Source organism: Citrobacter sp. Cf072, from assembly GCF_030334485.1.
Lineage (GTDB): Bacteria > Pseudomonadota > Gammaproteobacteria > Enterobacterales > Enterobacteriaceae > Citrobacter > Citrobacter freundii.
The window spans coordinates 83,268-98,629 of record NZ_JAOWDX010000026.1 but is presented as its reverse complement, the minus strand read 5'-3'; the positions used below and the strand labels follow the sequence as shown (position 1 = coordinate 98,629).

Here is a 15,362-nt window from a genome sequence, read left to right as displayed (position 1 = left end):
TCAACTCGCACTATCCAGCCCCGCTTATGCGGGGCTTTCTTTTTTGGTAAACTGCCGCCAGTTTGACTAACGTAGTGACAAATTATGTTGATCTTTGAAGGTAAAGAAATCAGTACCGATAGCGAAGGCTATCTGAAAGATACCACGCTGTGGAGCGAGCCGCTGGCCGAGAAAATCGCCGAAAACGAAGGCATTACGCTCTCCGCAGAACACTGGGAAGTGGTGCGTTTTGTCCGCGATTTTTATCTGGAATTTAATACCTCCCCCGCTATCCGCATGCTGGTAAAAGCGATGGCCAACAAGTTCGGCGAAGAGAAAGGCAACAGCCGTTATCTCTACCGCCTGTTCCCGAAAGGTCCGGCCAAGCAGGCGACTAAAATTGCCGGCCTGCCGAAACCGGTGAAATGTATTTAATAACGGATACTAAATCCCTTTAGCTCGTCGCCAGGACGATGGGGTTCGCTGAGAACTCTGTCTACCCTGGCGCTTCGCGGCCCCCCGGCTTTCAACCACTTCATCAGTTGTTCCACCCGGTCACTTTCACCGCAGGCGACTACCTCTACGCTGCCGTCATCCATATTCTTCGCGTATCCGGTCAATCCCAGCCGTTGTGCTTCATGCTGGGTGGTGTAGCGAAATCCTACCCCCTGAACCCGGCCATAGACCCAGGCGATTATGCAGACTTTCGACATTGCGGTTCTCCTTATCATCACAGCGCGCGTTGCAAATATGCGTAAAACTCAGGACAATGGCGCCCATTTCTTTGAATTGACAGAATAGTAAATTATGAGTGTACGTTTAGTGTTAGCCAAAGGGCGCGAAAAATCATTACTGCGCCGCCATCCGTGGGTCTTTTCCGGTGCTGTCGCACGTATGGAAGGTAAAGCCAACCTCGGTGAAACCATCGATATTGTTGACCATCAGGGTAAATGGTTAGCACGCGGCGCGTACTCACCCTCGTCGCAGATCCGTGCACGCGTCTGGACATTTGACAAGTCTGAGTCCATCGATATTGATTTCTTTACCCGTCGTCTGCAGCAGGCGCAGACATGGCGTGACTGGCTGGCGAAAAAAGACGGTCTGGACAGCTACCGTCTGATCGCCGGAGAATCCGATGGTCTGCCGGGTGTCACCATTGACCGCTTCGGCAACTTCCTGGTGTTGCAGTTGCTCAGTGCGGGGGCTGAATACCAACGCGCAGCGCTGATTAGCGCTTTGCAAATTGTTTTCCCGGACTGCGCCATTTATGACCGTAGCGATGTTGCGGTGCGTAAAAAAGAAGGTATGGAGCTGACTCAAGGGCCAGTAACGGGCGAGCTTCCGCCAGCACTGCTGCCAATTGAAGAGCACGGCATGAAGCTACTGGTTGATATTCAGCATGGTCACAAAACCGGTTACTACCTCGATCAACGCGATAGCCGCCTGGCCACGCGTCGTTATGTGGAAAATCAGCGTGTGCTGAACTGTTTCTCTTATACCGGTGGATTTGCGGTTTCAGCATTAATGGGTGGCTGCCGTCAGGTCGTCAGCGTTGACACCTCTCAGGAAGCGCTCGATATTGCCCGCCAGAACGTGGAACTGAACAAGCTGGATCTGAGCAAAGCTGAGTTCGTGCGTGATGATGTGTTCAAACTTCTGCGAGCTTATCGCGATCGTGGTGAGAAATTCGACGTCATCGTGATGGATCCGCCGAAATTTGTCGAAAACAAAAGCCAGTTGATGGGCGCCTGCCGCGGCTATAAGGACATCAATATGCTGGCTATTCAGTTACTCAATCCGGGCGGCGTACTGCTGACTTTCTCCTGCTCTGGGCTTATGACCACCGATTTATTTCAGAAAATCATCGCTGATGCCGCAATAGATGCTGGTCGTGATGTACAATTTATAGAGCAGTTCCGTCAGGCCGCCGATCACCCGGTGATCGCTACCTACCCGGAAGGGCTGTATCTGAAAGGGTTTGCCTGTCGCATCATGTAACTTGAAAAGTGGAATATTACCCTTACATAGAGGGTATCTATTTCCCGGGAGGTGACTATGATTGCCAGCAAATTCGGTATCGGCCAGCAGGTCCGCCATTCCCTGTTAGGTTACCTCGGAGTGGTCGTGGATATCGACCCGGAATATTCGCTTGATCAACCGTCAGCCGATGAGTTGGCGGTTAACGACGAACTTCGCGCCGCTCCCTGGTATCACGTGGTGATGGAAGACGATAATGGTCTGCCAGTACATACGTATCTGGCCGAAGCACAACTGAGTAGTGAGCTACAGGAAGAACATCCGGAGCAACCGTCGATGGATGAACTGGCGCGAACAATTCGAAAACAGCTTCAGGCCCCGCGCCTGCGCAATTGATGCAAACACAGACCCGATTAGCTAATCGGGTCTGTGCGTTTTGTTCGGCTACAGATCAACCTTACTTCGCCAGTCCCAGCCGCGGGATCTCAATCGCCGGGCAACGATCCATCACCACCGTCAACCCTGCATCACGAGCCAGTACGGCTGCTTGCTCGTTAATCACGCCGAGCTGCATCCATAGGGTCTTCGCGCCGATGGCAATTGCCTCCTGAGCAACACCCCACGCCGCTTCGGAATTACGGAAGACATCTACCATATCCACTTTCTCTGGTACATCTGCCAGCGTCGCATAGCCCTGCTGCCCCAGCAGTGTTTTTCCGGCAACTTTCGGTGAAACAGGAATAACGTGATAGCCCTGATCGAGTAAATATTTCATAACCCGATAGCTTGGGCGATCGGGTTTATCGCTTGCACCCACCAGTGCAATCGTGCGGGTCGTTGTCAAAATGCCAGCAATATCGGTCTCTTTCATCGTTTTCCTCCAGGCTGTTTAGCAAAGTGTACGACAAACCTGACTTTGCGACCATTCATCCCATACTGGCGCATGAGAGCTAAACTCAAAAATATGTCTATATGTTAGTAAACATGATTATCGAAAAATTTAGATACATCTTATACAGATTTTTTCTGGACAGGAGAAACCTATGAAAGCCGGCATTGTGACAGCCTTAATTGCCCTGTGTTTGCCGGTAACCGTTTTTGCTACCTCTCTACGTCTGTCTAATGATATTGACCTTCTGGTGCTGGACGGAAAAAAAGTCTCCAGCTCATTACTGCGTGGTGCCGAAAGTATTGAGCTGGAAAATGGTCGGCACCAGCTCGTGTTTCGCGTAGAAAAAACCATTCGCCTGTCCAGCCACGAAGAACGTCTGTATATTTCGCCCCCGCTGGTCATCAGCTTTGATACCCAACTCGTCAGTCAGGTTAATTTTCACCTGCCACGTCTGAGCAACGAGCGAGATGCAACGCATTTTGACGATGCCCCACGCGTAGAACTGCTGGATGGGGATTCCATGCCTATACCGGTTAAGCTGGATATTCTGTCAATCACATCCACCGCAAAAATCGTAGATTATGAAATGGAAACAGAGCGCTATAACAAAGCGGCTAAGCATGCGTCTTTACCGCAATTTGCCACGATGATGGCAGATGACAGTTCGCTGCTTTCCGGGGTATCTGAACTGGACCGCGTGCCGCCTCAGTCGCAAACGCTGACTGAGCAACGCTTAAAATATTGGTTTCAACAGGCTGACGCACAAACGCGGAGTAACTTCTTACAATGGGCTGAGAAACAGCCCCCATCGTGACATTTATGTTCGTATACGCATTTTTTTTGTCTTTCTCTTGCAGCGTCAAGTGCTTCCAGTACTCTGTAACAAGGTTAACTTGGGAGCTGTACTATGGAATTAACGACTCGCACATTACCAGCGCAGAAACATATTGCGTTGGTCGCACACGATCACTGCAAAAAGATGTTGATGAGCTGGGTTGAACGCCACCAGCCATTACTGGAAAAACACGTTCTGTATGCTACAGGAACAACTGGAAATTTAATTCAACGCGCGACAGGAATGGACGTCAACGCCATGCTGAGCGGCCCGATGGGTGGTGACCAGCAGGTGGGTGCGCTAATTTCAGAAGGGAAAATTGATGTGCTGATTTTCTTCTGGGATCCGCTCAACGCCGTTCCCCACGATCCTGATGTCAAAGCCCTGCTACGCCTGGCCACAGTCTGGAACATTCCGGTCGCCACCAACGTGTCAACGGCTGATTTTATTATCCAGTCGCCAAACTTCAACGACGCAACGGATATCTTGATCCCGGATTACGCCCGTTATCTTGCAGAACGCCTCAAATAAACGCTAAGCAGGCGGCAACTGCCGCCTGCTTTTCAGGGTTTCCGGGTCACCGGAACGTCTAATTGCTTAAGCTCATCAACAAAACATGATGGCGCGTCTTTGCTAAACAGTAGCCATACCCGATGCCGTGCACGCGTTAGCGCCACATACAGCAACCGCCTCTCTTCAGCATCAGGAAAATCTTCAACAGCCGGGAGTAACGCCTCTTCCATAATCGACTCGCGAGCCGGGGCCGGAAAACCGTCATTCCCGTCATGAAGCCCCATAACAATGACGTAATCCGCCTGCTGCCCTTTGCTGGCATGAATAGTCATAAAATCCAACTGCAGCTTGGGCCAGCGGGTGGCCGCTTTGTCCAGGCTGGCTGGCTTCAGATGATGGTACCGCGCCAGCACCAGAATTCTCTCTTCAGCTTTCACAAAACCCGACAGCTTATCCAGCAACAGATCTAACTGACTTTCATCGAGCAACGTGACAGCTTTTTTATCACCGGTCGTCAGACTGTTCAGCGGTTTCCTGAGCTGATGTGGGTTTTGCTGGATAAACTGGTTTGCGACTTCGCCAATCCGGCTATTAAAACGGTAAGTCGTATCCAGATTACAGCTATCGCCCTCACCAAAATTTTGCTGGAATGCGGTCGTCAGAGAAAGCTGTGCTCCGCTGAACCGGTAAATGGCCTGCCAGTCATCTCCCACGGCAAACAGCGTGGTCTGCGAGTTTTGCTTTCGCAAGGCGGCTAACAGGGCGGCGCGCTGAGGGGAAATATCCTGAAATTCATCGACCAGAATATGTTTCCACGGACTGATAAACCGCCCCTTCTCCAGAATGACAATAGCCTGATGGATCAACCCGGAGAAATCGACGGCATTCTCATCCTTCAGGGCACTCTTCCAGGCCTTGAGCAGCGGCGCCATTAGCTTTATGCGTTTACTGAACAGATCGCGGATCTCCTCCGGAGCATTAGCAATCATCTCCGCCTGTGCTCCACAATGCATCCGCATCAAACTAACCCAGCGATCCAACCGGGAGGCCAGACGGCGCTGTAATTTTTCGTCATCCCAGAAGTTACCTTCGGGTACAGACCACTGCATTTCTTCTTCTAACCATTGTCGCCAGCCTTTAGCCTGAGCCTTTTTCTCACTGCACTGCTGACGCCAGGTCGTTATAAAGAGTTTACTGCGAGCGGCGGCATCATTTTCCAGCTTGCTCACTGTTGGAACTTTTTTGCTACCTTGCGAAATAATGTACAACGCCAGTGAATGGAATGTCCGTGCAGTGACCTCGTCCGTATGCAGACGCTCACGAATGCGGTCATCCATCTCCTGGGCTGCTTTGCGTCCAAACGCCAGCAACAGGATCTGTTCAGCCGCCGCCTCTCCTCGCGCAAGCAACCAACCAGCCCGGGCAACCAACACAGATGTTTTACCGCTTCCAGCCCCTGCAAGTACCAACAATGATTGCTCACCGTTCACTACCGCGCGCGCCTGAGCAGGGTTCAACGGCGAAGATTCAATATGCTGGAAAAACTCAGCATACTCTTCCAGCATTGCCTCGGTGTACGCCTGATTGTGCTGTAAGCGGCAGGCTTCAATGTCCTTCAACCACGCCTGGCATTGACGTAACGCCTCCCGGCAATTTTCAAATTCTTCCAGCCGATTAACCGGGAGCGGTAAAGCGGCAAAGGCACGGCGAATCTGCTGCTGCAGCCCTGACGTTTGTTCGCGCGTCAGCCATTTATTTTCACTAGTACGCGCCGCTATCGCATCCAACTGCTGCTGTAAAACCCCCGCAGCAACGTCACTCATTTCCTGGCTCCACTGCTGCCAGAGTGCATTCAAATGATGATGGAAGCGCTGGGTTTCCGCCCACTCTGTACCGTGAAGACGAACCACCTTCTCATCCGGGAGTACAAACTCCAGCTCGCCCCACACCAGACCACGTTTGCAATGAATAGCCAATAACTGATTGAAGGGAATAAGATACTCGTGACGATCGCCGGAAACTTTAATCCCGGCATTGAGAATAACGGCCCGATCGTAAGGGTGTTGTGCCAGACGTTTTCCAAGAGAAGTAGCTTTCAGTTCCATAAGACTCAAGCGGATCCACACGAAGAGGTTTGCTTATCAGTGTAACCGCCAGAGAAAACGTGCTCCAGCCCAAAAAAACGTTACAATTGCCGAATTCACAGAAAACCAGAGTTAACCGAGGGTTTATGCGTACTGTTCTGAATATTTTAAATTTTGTGCTTGGGGGGTTCGCCACCACCCTGGCCTGGTTACTGGCAACGCTGGTCAGTATCGTGCTTATTTTTACTTTACCCTTGACCCGTTCATGCTGGGAGATAACCCGACTTTCGCTGTTTCCCTATGGCAACGAAGCGATACATGTCGATGAACTGAATCCGGCCGGTAAAAGCGTCCTGTTGAATACCGGCGGCATCGTGCTCAATATTTTCTGGCTGATTTTCTTCGGCTGGTGGTTGTGTCTGATGCACATTGTCTCTGGTATTGCTCAGTGCATAACGATTATTGGTATTCCGGTTGGCATTGCGAACTTTAAAATCGCTGCCATTGCGCTCTGGCCGGTGGGTCGCCGGGTAGTTTCAGTAGAAGTTGCCCGTGCAGCGCGTGAAGCCAATGCACGTCGTCGCTTTGAATAATCAGGACCAATGGCCTTTATGTTAAGTCCTCTGCTCAAACGCTATACCTGGAACAGCACCTGGCTGTACTACGTGCGGATTTTTATCGCGCTATGCGGTACAACGGCGCTGCCCTGGTGGCTGGGTGACGTCAAGCTGACCATCCCTCTCACGCTAGGTATGGTCGCTGCCGCACTTACCGATCTCGATGATCGTCTCGCGGGCCGACTGCGCAATTTAATCATCACGCTGGTGTGCTTTTTTATTGCCTCAGCCTCCGTTGAACTGCTCTTCCCATGGCCCTGGCTGTTTGCTATTGGGTTAACGCTTTCCACCAGCGGTTTTATTCTGCTGGGGGGATTAGGCCAGCGCTATGCAACCATCGCTTTTGGCGCGTTGCTCATCGCCATTTACACGATGCTGGGCACCTCGCTTTACGATCAGTGGTATCAACAACCAATCCTGCTGCTCGCTGGCGCTATCTGGTATAACCTGCTGACGCTCACCGGACATCTTCTGTTCCCCATCCGCCCCTTACAGGACAATCTGGCCCGCAGCTACGAACAATTAGCGCACTACCTGGAACTGAAGTCGCGTCTTTTTGATCCCGACATCGAAGATGAAAGCCAGGCGCCGTTGTATGATTTAGCCCTCGCTAATGGGCAACTGATGGCAACGCTAAACCAGACCAAAGTGTCGCTGCTGACTCGCCTGCGCGGTGACCGTGGACAACGGGGAACACGTCGCACGCTACATTACTATTTTGTGGCGCAGGATATTCATGAACGCGCAAGCTCCTCACATATTCAATATCAAACGCTACGCGATCATTTCCGTCACAGCGATGTGATGTTCCGCTTCCAGCGGTTGATGTCGATGCAAGGACAAGCCTGTTCACAATTGTCTCGTTGTATTTTATTGCGCACGCCTTACCAGCACGATCCGCACTTTGAACGCGTCTTCACCCATATAGATGCCGCACTTGAGCGCATGCGTGCCAGTGGTGAGCCTGCAGATCTGCTCAATACGCTGGGATTCTTACTATCGAACCTGCGGGCTATCGATGCGCAACTGGCCACTATTGAGTCTGAACAGGCTCAGGTACTCTCGCGCAATGAGTCTGAAAATCAGCTTGCTGATGACAGTCCCCATGGATTCAGTGATATCTGGTTACGCCTGAGCCGTAATTTCACCCCAGAGTCCGCACTGTTTCGCCATGCCGTCCGCATGTCGTTAGTGCTCTGTGTTGGTTATGCCATTATCCAGGTAACCGGCATGAATCACGGATACTGGATCTTGCTGACCAGCCTGTTTGTCTGTCAACCAAACTACAATGCCACCCGACATCGCCTGGCGCTCAGGATTATCGGCACGTTGGTTGGGATTGCCATCGGTTTACCGATCCTGTGGTTTGTGCCCTCTTTAGAAGGGCAGCTAATACTTTTAGTGATCACTGGTGTACTGTTTTTTGCCTTTCGCAACGTCCAGTATGCGCATGCCACCATGTTTATCACGCTGCTGGTATTACTGTGCTTTAACCTGCTCGGCGAAGGCTTTGAGGTTGCGCTGCCGCGTGTCATCGATACGCTAATTGGCTGTGCTATCGCCTGGGCGGCTGTCAGTTTCATCTGGCCAGACTGGCGTTTTCGTAATCTACCACGGGTAATTGAGCGGGCGACTGACGCTAACTGCCGCTACCTTGATGCAATTCTCGAACAATATCATCAGGGTCGTGATAATCGTCTGGCCTACCGTATCGCTCGCCGTGACGCGCATAACCGTGATGCTGAACTCGCCTCCGTGGTGTCAAACATGTCGAGCGAGCCGGATGTGACGGCCCAAACCCGCGAAACGGCGTTCCGTTTACTGTGTCTCAACCATACGTTTACCAGCTATATTTCTGCGCTTGGCGCACATCGCGAACAGTTGACCAATCCAGACGTTCTGGCATTGCTGGATGACGCTGTTTGCTATGTTGATGATGCCCTTCACCATCAACCCGCTGACGAGCAACGCGTATACCAGGCGTTAGAAGGGCTGAAGCAGCGAATTCAGCACCTGGAACCACGCCCGGACAGTAAAGAGCCTCTGGTCGTTCAGCAAGTTGGGTTATTGATCGCTCTGCTCCCGGAAATCCGGCGATTACAGCAGCAAATTGCCGCTCTGCCTTCTAATACCCCGGTTCCGGCGTAAGAGAACTTACCCACTCCACCAGCTCCTGGCGACGCGTCGCCGGGAGCGCGGCTTCATGTATCCCCCCTACCGCGCCTTCAAGGGCATAGAGTACTTTTACCGTCAGAGCCGGGTTATTTTGCCGAAGTTTCAGCCAGCACATTTGTGCTCCCAACGACCGCATAGTCCCCTCATCTTTAATTCCAACTTCATTCAGCAGAGTCTCCAGATGAAACGTCATATTTGGCAATTCCCGCAGACGATGCTGGGTAAAGCGACTCTGTTTTTCCTTAACCGCTGCATCCAACGAATATCGCGATAACGACACCAGTTGCTGCTGGTTTTGCCACAGGGCATCGTTCACCTGGTAATAATTAAGTACAAGAGGACGTCCCCGCTTAATAAATGTCAGCCAGACAGGAGAATTTTGTACACAATACTGGGCGCTCTGTTCACAGGCGCGAAGATACAACTCACCATTGGCGACCATGGCAAAGACCGTATCGCCAACCGTCAGACTGTAGCCACCAAACAGTGAGCGATAGTGAATTGTCCCCAGAGAAGCCAGATATTCCTGCGATTTATAGATCCTTGCATAAGAAAGCTCTTTCATAAAAATCCTTTTTAAATCATAACGTAAGCAAATGATTTTCAATAGCGGATCCGTTAATGACGAAAATAGGCAACTTATGCGTATGGGGCAAGATGAATTTTATTTTTCCCGTGACGACGACTAAAAATTGCGAACCTGTTTCCGAAAATAAGGTTGATCTTTGTTGATAGCAGGGTTACTGTATATTCATACAGTGACTCACAGGGCTGGATTGATTATGTACACTTCAGGCTATGCAAATCGTTCTTCGTCGTTCTCTTCCGCATCAAGCAACATTGCGCGCGTTTCATCAGAGAACGCTACCGCTGGGCTTATCAGTGAAGTAGTCTATCGCGAGGACCAGCCCATGATGACGCAACTACTGCTGCTTCCTCTGCTGCAACAGTTAGGGCAGCAATCACGCTGGCAGCTGTGGCTGACGCCTCAGCAAAAATTAAGCCGGGAGTGGGTGCAGTCAGCCGGACTTCCATTGACAAAAGTAATGCAGATTAGCCAACTCTCCCCTTGCAATACGCTGGAATCGATGATTCGTGCGCTACGCACGGGTAATTACAGTGTTGTCATTGGCTGGCTGGCGGAAGAATTAACGGAAGATGAACATGCCGAACTGGTCAAAGCGGCTGACGAAGGTAATGCGATGGGATTTATCATGCGTCCGGTTCGCGCCCAGGCACTTGCGGGGAGACAGCATTCTGGGCTAAAAATTCACTCGAATTTGTATCATTAAGTAAAATTAGGATTTATCCTGGAATTTTTTTTCATGCTTCAATTTGCCTTTGAGCTTTAACGCGTTTTTCGTCCGAACGCCTGTCTCAAGCGGTTTTCAGGAAATCCTCAGTGCATTTAGTCATCAATAAATGTTAAATATTATGTATACAAGCCTTTTTTTTTCATATGCCTGACGGACTTCACACTTGTAAGTTTTCAACTACGTTGTAGACTTTACATCGCCAGGGGTGCTCGGCGTAAGCCGCAGATATCGGTAGAGTAACTATTGAACTGGTCCCCGGGTGAAGGATTTAACCGTGTTATCTCTCTTCGGAGATATTCATGGCGAATTTTGGATGATAACGAGGCGCAAAAAATGAAAAAGACAGCTATCGCAATTGCAGTGGCACTGGCTGGTTTCGCTACCGTGGCGCAGGCCGCTCCGAAAGATAACACCTGGTACGCTGGTGCTAAAATGGGCTGGTCTCAGTACCATGACATTGGTAACAACCAGATCAACAACGTCGGCCCTACCCACGAAAGCCAACTGGGTGCTGGTGCGTTCGGTGGTTATCAGGTTAACCCGTACGTTGGTTTTGAAATGGGTTACGACTGGTTAGGTCGTATGCCGTACAAAGGCGCGACTTACGATGACCACAATAACGGCGCTTTCAAAGCTCAGGGCGTTCAGCTGACCGCTAAACTGGGTTACCCAATCACTGACGATCTGGACGTTTATACCCGTCTGGGTGGTATGGTTTGGCGTGCAGACGCTAAAAACAACCAAGGCTTCAAAGACCACGACACTGGTGTATCCCCAGTATTCGCTGGCGGCGTAGAGTATGCAATTACTCCTGAAATCGCTACCCGTCTGGAATACCAGTGGACCAACAACATCGGTGACGCGAACACCGTTGGTGGTCGTCCGGATAACGGCCTGTTGAGCGTTGGTGTTTCTTACCGTTTCGGCCAGCAGGAAGAAGCAGCTCCAGTAGTTGTTGCTCCGGCTCCGGCTCCAGAAGTACAGACCAAGCACTTCACTCTGAAGTCTGACGTTCTGTTCAACTTCAACAAAGCAACTCTGAAACCAGAAGGCCAGCAGGCTCTGGACCAGATGTACAGCCAGCTGAGCAACCTGGATCCGAAAGACGGTTCCGTAGTGGTTCTGGGCTTCACTGACCGCATCGGTTCTGACGCTTACAACCAGGGTCTGTCCGAGAAACGTGCTCAGTCCGTTGTTGATTACCTGATCTCTAAAGGTATTCCTTCTGACAAAATCTCTGCACGTGGCATGGGTGAATCCAACCCAGTTACTGGCAACACCTGTGACAACGTGAAAGCTCGCGCTGCACTGATCGACTGCCTGGCTCCGGATCGTCGTGTTGAGATCGAAGTTAAAGGCATCAAAGACGTTGTAACTCAGCCTCAGGCTTAAGTTATCGTCTTATAAAAAAACCCCGCTATGCGGGGTTTTTTTTCATCTTTTTCCACTCAAAACAAGCCTCTTGTTACACCAGCCAACCGCTAGTCTTTTCCCAGCAACGCCTGTAAATCCTGCTTCAATGTCGACATTTTGTTCGCGTACTTCTCTTTATGCTCTGCGTCTTCAATCAGCTGCACTATAGTTTCAGAAAGCGTTTTTCCACGCCGCTGCGCAAGACCAGCCAGACGCTGCCAGACCATAAACTCCAGATCGATCGATTTCTTACGCGTATGTTGATGTTCTGCATTAAAGTGCCGCTTACGCCTCGCCCGGATCGTTTGCTTCATACGATTGAGCAGTGCAGGGTTCATGTATTCTTCAATCCAGGCGTTGACCCGAACCGGTTCATTTTCGAGGGTTAGCAACAAATCAACGGCTTCTTTGGCAGCGCTGGCTTCCACATAGCGGGTAATCAACTCCCCCTCGCGATGCTTCTTCACCAGGTACTTCCATTTCCATCCGCTTTCAAGATTTTCAAGTTGTTGATATTTCATTGCGATCTCAATGTTACCGTGTAACTCTTATCAGAATATCAGCTTTTTCGGCATCTGAAGAAAAGAATATCCAGCCTGTGAACTGCCGCGCGTCATCACAACCGTTTCGCGGCGCTTTCCAGGTGTTTAGTGGTGAGGGTTACGGTATAATCTCGTTTTTTACAACAGACTAAAAAACATCAACTTTGACCATTACGAAACTTGCATGGCGTGATCTGGTTCCTGATACCGACAGTTATCAGGAAGTATTTGCACAGCCGCACGTCACTGACGACACCGACACCTTACTTAGTGATACTCAGCCACGTTTACAATTCGCGCTAGAGCAGCTTCTTCAGCACTGGACAACATCCTCGTTCATGTTGGTGAAAGCACCGGAGGAGCTTGAGTATCTCAACCTTATTGCAAAGGCTGCACGTCCCTTGCACACGGATGCAGGAAGCCTGACTGGCGGTCATTACGACATCTCCGGTCACACTATTCGTTATCGTACAGCTGAAAAAGCGGAAGACAATTTTGCGACGTTGACGCAGGTGGTCAGCGCTGACTGGGCCGAAGCTGAACAACTGTTTGGTTGTCTACGTCAGTTCAATGGCGAAATTACGCTGCAGCCAGGTCTGGTACATCAGGCCAATGGGGGGGTGCTGGTTATCTCATTGCGCACGCTGTTGGCCCAACCTCTGTTGTGGATGCGTCTGAAAGCCATTGTCAGCCACGAGCGTTTTGATTGGGTGGCTTTTGATGAGTCTCGCCCGCTGCCTGTCTCTGTTCCGCCTATGCCGCTTAAACTGAAAGTGATTTTGGTGGGCGAGCGTGAATCGCTGGCGGATTTCCAGGACATGGAACCAGAGTTGGCTGAACAGGCCATTTACAGCGAGTTTGAAGATAATCTGCAGATCGTGGATGCCGAAACCATGACGCAGTGGTGTCAGTGGGTCACGCATACTGCCATGCGCAATAATTTGCCTTACCCCGCTCCTGATGCCTGGCAGGTTTTGATCCGTGAAGCCGTTCGCTATACCGGTGAACAGGATACATTGCCGCTTAACCCGCTGTGGATCACCAGACAGTTCAAAGAGGTGGCCCCGTTATGCGAGAGCGAAACCTGCAACGCTGAGCAGTTCAGCCTGATGCTGGCTCAGCGCGAATGGCGTGAGGGATTCCTGGCTGAACGCATGCAGGATGAAATTCTGCAAGAGCAAATCCTTATCGAGACAGAAGGCGAGCGTATTGGCCAGATCAACGCCTTGTCGGTGATTGAGTTTCCAGGCCACCCACGCGCATTTGGCGAGCCTTCTCGTATCAGTTGCGTCGTGCATATTGGCGACGGCGAGTTTACGGACATTGAGCGCAAAGCCGAGCTCGGCGGAAATATTCATGCCAAGGGTATGATGATTATGCAGGCGTTCCTGATGTCGGAACTCCAGCTTGAGCAGCAAATCCCCTTCTCTGCCTCGCTGACCTTTGAGCAATCTTACAGCGAAGTGGACGGTGACAGCGCGTCTATGGCAGAACTGTGCGCATTGATCAGCGCCCTCGCCGACGTGCCTGTTAATCAAAGTATCGCCATTACCGGTTCTGTCGATCAGTTTGGTCGGGCGCAACCTGTCGGTGGTCTGAATGAGAAAATTGAAGGTTTCTTCGCCATCTGCCAGCAACGTGAGCTGACGGGCACGCAGGGCGTTATCATTCCTTCGGCTAACGTCAGACACCTCAGCCTGAATCCCGCGCTGCTACAGGCCATAGAAGAAGAAAAATTCACTATCTGGGCGGTGGACGACGTAACTGATGCGCTGCCACTGTTGTTAAATCTGGTGTGGGATGGCGAAGGCCAGACAACGCTGATGCAAACCATTCAGGAGCGTATTGCCACGGCTACGCAACAGGAAGGTCGTCACCGTTTTCCATGGCCGCTACGTTGGCTGAACTGGATTATTCCGAACTGATCGGACTTGTTCAGCGTACACGTGTTAGCTATCCTGCGTGCTTCAATAAAATAAGGCTTACAGAGAACATGGTAGATAAACGCGAATCCTATACGAAAGAAGACCTTCTTGCCTCTGGTCGCGGTGAACTGTTTGGCGCAAAAGGGCCACAACTGCCAGCACCAAGCATGCTGATGATGGACCGTGTCATCAAGATGACCGAAACCGGTGGCAACTTTGACAAAGGTTATGTTGAAGCTGAACTGGATATCAACCCAGACCTGTGGTTCTTCGGTTGTCACTTTATCGGCGATCCGGTGATGCCGGGCTGCCTGGGTCTCGACGCCATGTGGCAGCTGGTTGGATTCTATCTCGGCTGGCTGGGCGGCGAAGGTAAAGGCCGTGCGCTGGGCGTAGGTGAAGTTAAATTCACCGGCCAGGTTCTGCCGACTGCGAAGAAAGTCACTTACCGCATTCACTTCAAACGTATCGTTAACCGTCGCCTGATCATGGGCCTGGCTGATGGTGAAGTGCTGGTTGATGGTCGTTTGATCTACACCGCAAACGATCTGAAAGTGGGTCTGTTCCAGGACACTTCCGCGTTCTAATCCAGGACTGCGTAGCAGCCAGACATTAACGTTTCTCCGTTTTATCTGGTGTGCAAAAAGGCGAAACCTCCGCTCTGCGGAGGTTTCTTTTATCTAAAGAGACAGAATCAGGCCATTAAAACCCTATCCCCCATGGCTTCTCGCCAGCCTCCCAGCCAGTATGACCTCTGATTCAGCGTCTGATAGGGACACATTTCTTTTGAGCGTCCGGCAATGCCGGCCTGATATCCACGTTGATGTGCCCGTTCCAGGCGATCTCGTTTTTGTCTCTTCATGCCTCGTTTCCCTCATTTTTTGGTCTGGTGGAAAAGAAAACAGTGATTACTAAGTGTGCAATCACACTAAACGAATACCCCTAAACATTAGGCTCGTCAATGCGCAAAATTCACGCCAGTGTCATATTTGTGAGCTAGCCTCTAAATCATTTGTACAAAAATAGTCAGTCAGAACAGCTATCTCCACGGCTAAAAAAATAAAAAAAACCGCCCCGGGCGGTGAGCCAGGGGC

Annotated in this window: 17 protein-coding genes; 11 read left to right on the top strand and 6 right to left on the bottom strand. The window is 50.9% G+C overall.

Going from position 1 to position 15,362, the window contains the following annotated elements:
• Window positions 1–84 precede the first annotated feature (84 nt).
• The gene (gene tusE / locus OGX66_RS02080) at window positions 85–414 is read left to right on the top strand and encodes a sulfurtransferase TusE (RefSeq protein WP_003035914.1); all 330 of its coding nucleotides are present in this window, start codon (window positions 85–87) and stop codon (window positions 412–414) included.
• On the opposite strand, the gene yccX is transcribed toward tusE, so the two are convergent.
• On the bottom strand, window positions 411–692 hold the full coding sequence (gene yccX / locus OGX66_RS02075; RefSeq protein WP_003035911.1) for an acylphosphatase: 282 nt from the start codon (window positions 690–692) through the stop codon (window positions 411–413). The two genes, tusE and yccX, sit on opposite strands and share 4 nt — an antisense overlap.
• Window positions 693–786: 94 nt before the next feature.
• On the opposite strand from yccX, the gene rlmI reads away from it, so the two are divergent.
• On the top strand, window positions 787–1,977 hold the full coding sequence (gene rlmI, locus OGX66_RS02070) for a 23S rRNA (cytosine(1962)-C(5))-methyltransferase RlmI (RefSeq protein WP_088902477.1): 1,191 nt from the start codon (window positions 787–789) through the stop codon (window positions 1,975–1,977).
• A 57-nt stretch (window positions 1,978–2,034) separates the two neighbouring features.
• Entirely contained in the window at window positions 2,035–2,352 is a 318-nt protein-coding gene (hspQ, locus tag OGX66_RS02065) for a heat shock protein HspQ (protein ID WP_003035905.1), read from the top strand.
• 61 nt (window positions 2,353–2,413) lie between these two features.
• Here hspQ and OGX66_RS02060 read toward each other — a convergent pair whose 3' ends face one another.
• The gene (locus OGX66_RS02060) at window positions 2,414–2,827 is read right to left on the bottom strand and encodes a CoA-binding protein (protein ID WP_003035903.1); all 414 of its coding nucleotides are present in this window, start codon (window positions 2,825–2,827) and stop codon (window positions 2,414–2,416) included.
• Window positions 2,828–2,999: 172 nt separating this feature from the next.
• Here OGX66_RS02060 and csgI point away from each other — a divergent pair, with 172 nt between their 5' ends.
• A complete protein-coding gene (gene csgI / locus OGX66_RS02055; RefSeq protein WP_003836835.1) occupies window positions 3,000–3,662 on the top strand; it encodes a curli synthesis inhibitor in 663 nt (220 codons plus the stop codon).
• Window positions 3,663–3,755: 93 nt separating this feature from the next.
• Complete coding sequence (mgsA, locus tag OGX66_RS02050; RefSeq protein ID WP_003035897.1) at window positions 3,756–4,214, top strand: methylglyoxal synthase; 459 nt, start codon at window positions 3,756–3,758, stop codon at window positions 4,212–4,214.
• Between the two features lie 32 nt (window positions 4,215–4,246).
• Here the strand turns inward: mgsA and helD are convergent, their stop codons facing one another.
• Window positions 4,247–6,301, bottom strand: a complete 2,055-nt coding sequence (gene helD, locus OGX66_RS02045; RefSeq protein ID WP_088902478.1) for a DNA helicase IV — start codon at window positions 6,299–6,301, stop codon at window positions 4,247–4,249.
• A 125-nt stretch (window positions 6,302–6,426) separates the two neighbouring features.
• On the opposite strand from helD, the gene OGX66_RS02040 reads away from it, so the two are divergent.
• Complete coding sequence (locus tag OGX66_RS02040; protein WP_088902479.1) at window positions 6,427–6,873, top strand: YccF domain-containing protein; 447 nt, start codon at window positions 6,427–6,429, stop codon at window positions 6,871–6,873.
• Between the two features lie 18 nt (window positions 6,874–6,891).
• Window positions 6,892–9,045: a YccS family putative transporter gene (gene yccS, locus OGX66_RS02035; protein ID WP_032939270.1), complete on the top strand. Its 2,154-nt coding sequence runs from the start codon at window positions 6,892–6,894 to the stop codon at window positions 9,043–9,045.
• Here yccS and OGX66_RS02030 read toward each other — a convergent pair.
• Window positions 9,023–9,637 carry a TfoX/Sxy family DNA transformation protein gene (locus OGX66_RS02030; protein ID WP_003035889.1) on the bottom strand — a complete coding sequence of 205 codons (615 nt, stop codon included), beginning with the start codon at window positions 9,635–9,637 and terminating at the stop codon, window positions 9,023–9,025. The genes yccS and OGX66_RS02030 overlap by 23 nt on opposite strands.
• A 217-nt stretch (window positions 9,638–9,854) precedes the next feature.
• On the opposite strand from OGX66_RS02030, the gene sulA reads away from it, so the two are divergent.
• Both sulA and ompA read left to right on the top strand, forming a co-directional pair.
• Window positions 9,855–10,364 (top strand): SOS-induced cell division inhibitor SulA, encoded by a 510-nt coding sequence (gene sulA / locus OGX66_RS02025; protein ID WP_088902480.1) that lies wholly within the window; start codon window positions 9,855–9,857, stop codon window positions 10,362–10,364.
• 357 nt (window positions 10,365–10,721) lie between these two features.
• The gene (gene ompA / locus OGX66_RS02020; protein ID WP_088902481.1) at window positions 10,722–11,780 is read left to right on the top strand and encodes a porin OmpA; all 1,059 of its coding nucleotides are present in this window, start codon (window positions 10,722–10,724) and stop codon (window positions 11,778–11,780) included.
• An 89-nt stretch (window positions 11,781–11,869) separates the two neighbouring features.
• On the opposite strand, the gene matP is transcribed toward ompA, so the two are convergent.
• The gene (gene matP / locus OGX66_RS02015; RefSeq protein ID WP_003035881.1) at window positions 11,870–12,322 is read right to left on the bottom strand and encodes a macrodomain Ter protein MatP; all 453 of its coding nucleotides are present in this window, start codon (window positions 12,320–12,322) and stop codon (window positions 11,870–11,872) included.
• A gap of 185 nt (window positions 12,323–12,507) precedes the next feature.
• Here matP and OGX66_RS02010 point away from each other — a divergent pair, with 185 nt between their 5' ends.
• Together OGX66_RS02010 and fabA are read left to right on the top strand one after the other, a co-directional pair.
• Entirely contained in the window at window positions 12,508–14,268 is a 1,761-nt protein-coding gene (locus OGX66_RS02010; RefSeq protein ID WP_094544804.1) for an AAA family ATPase, read from the top strand.
• A 68-nt stretch (window positions 14,269–14,336) separates the two neighbouring features.
• Entirely contained in the window at window positions 14,337–14,855 is a 519-nt protein-coding gene (gene fabA, locus OGX66_RS02005) for a bifunctional 3-hydroxydecanoyl-ACP dehydratase/trans-2-decenoyl-ACP isomerase (RefSeq protein WP_003035875.1), read from the top strand.
• 107 nt (window positions 14,856–14,962) lie between these two features.
• Here the strand turns inward: fabA and rmf are convergent, their stop codons facing one another.
• The gene (gene rmf / locus OGX66_RS02000; protein WP_003035871.1) at window positions 14,963–15,130 is read right to left on the bottom strand and encodes a ribosome modulation factor; all 168 of its coding nucleotides are present in this window, start codon (window positions 15,128–15,130) and stop codon (window positions 14,963–14,965) included.
• Window positions 15,131–15,362 lie beyond the last annotated feature (232 nt).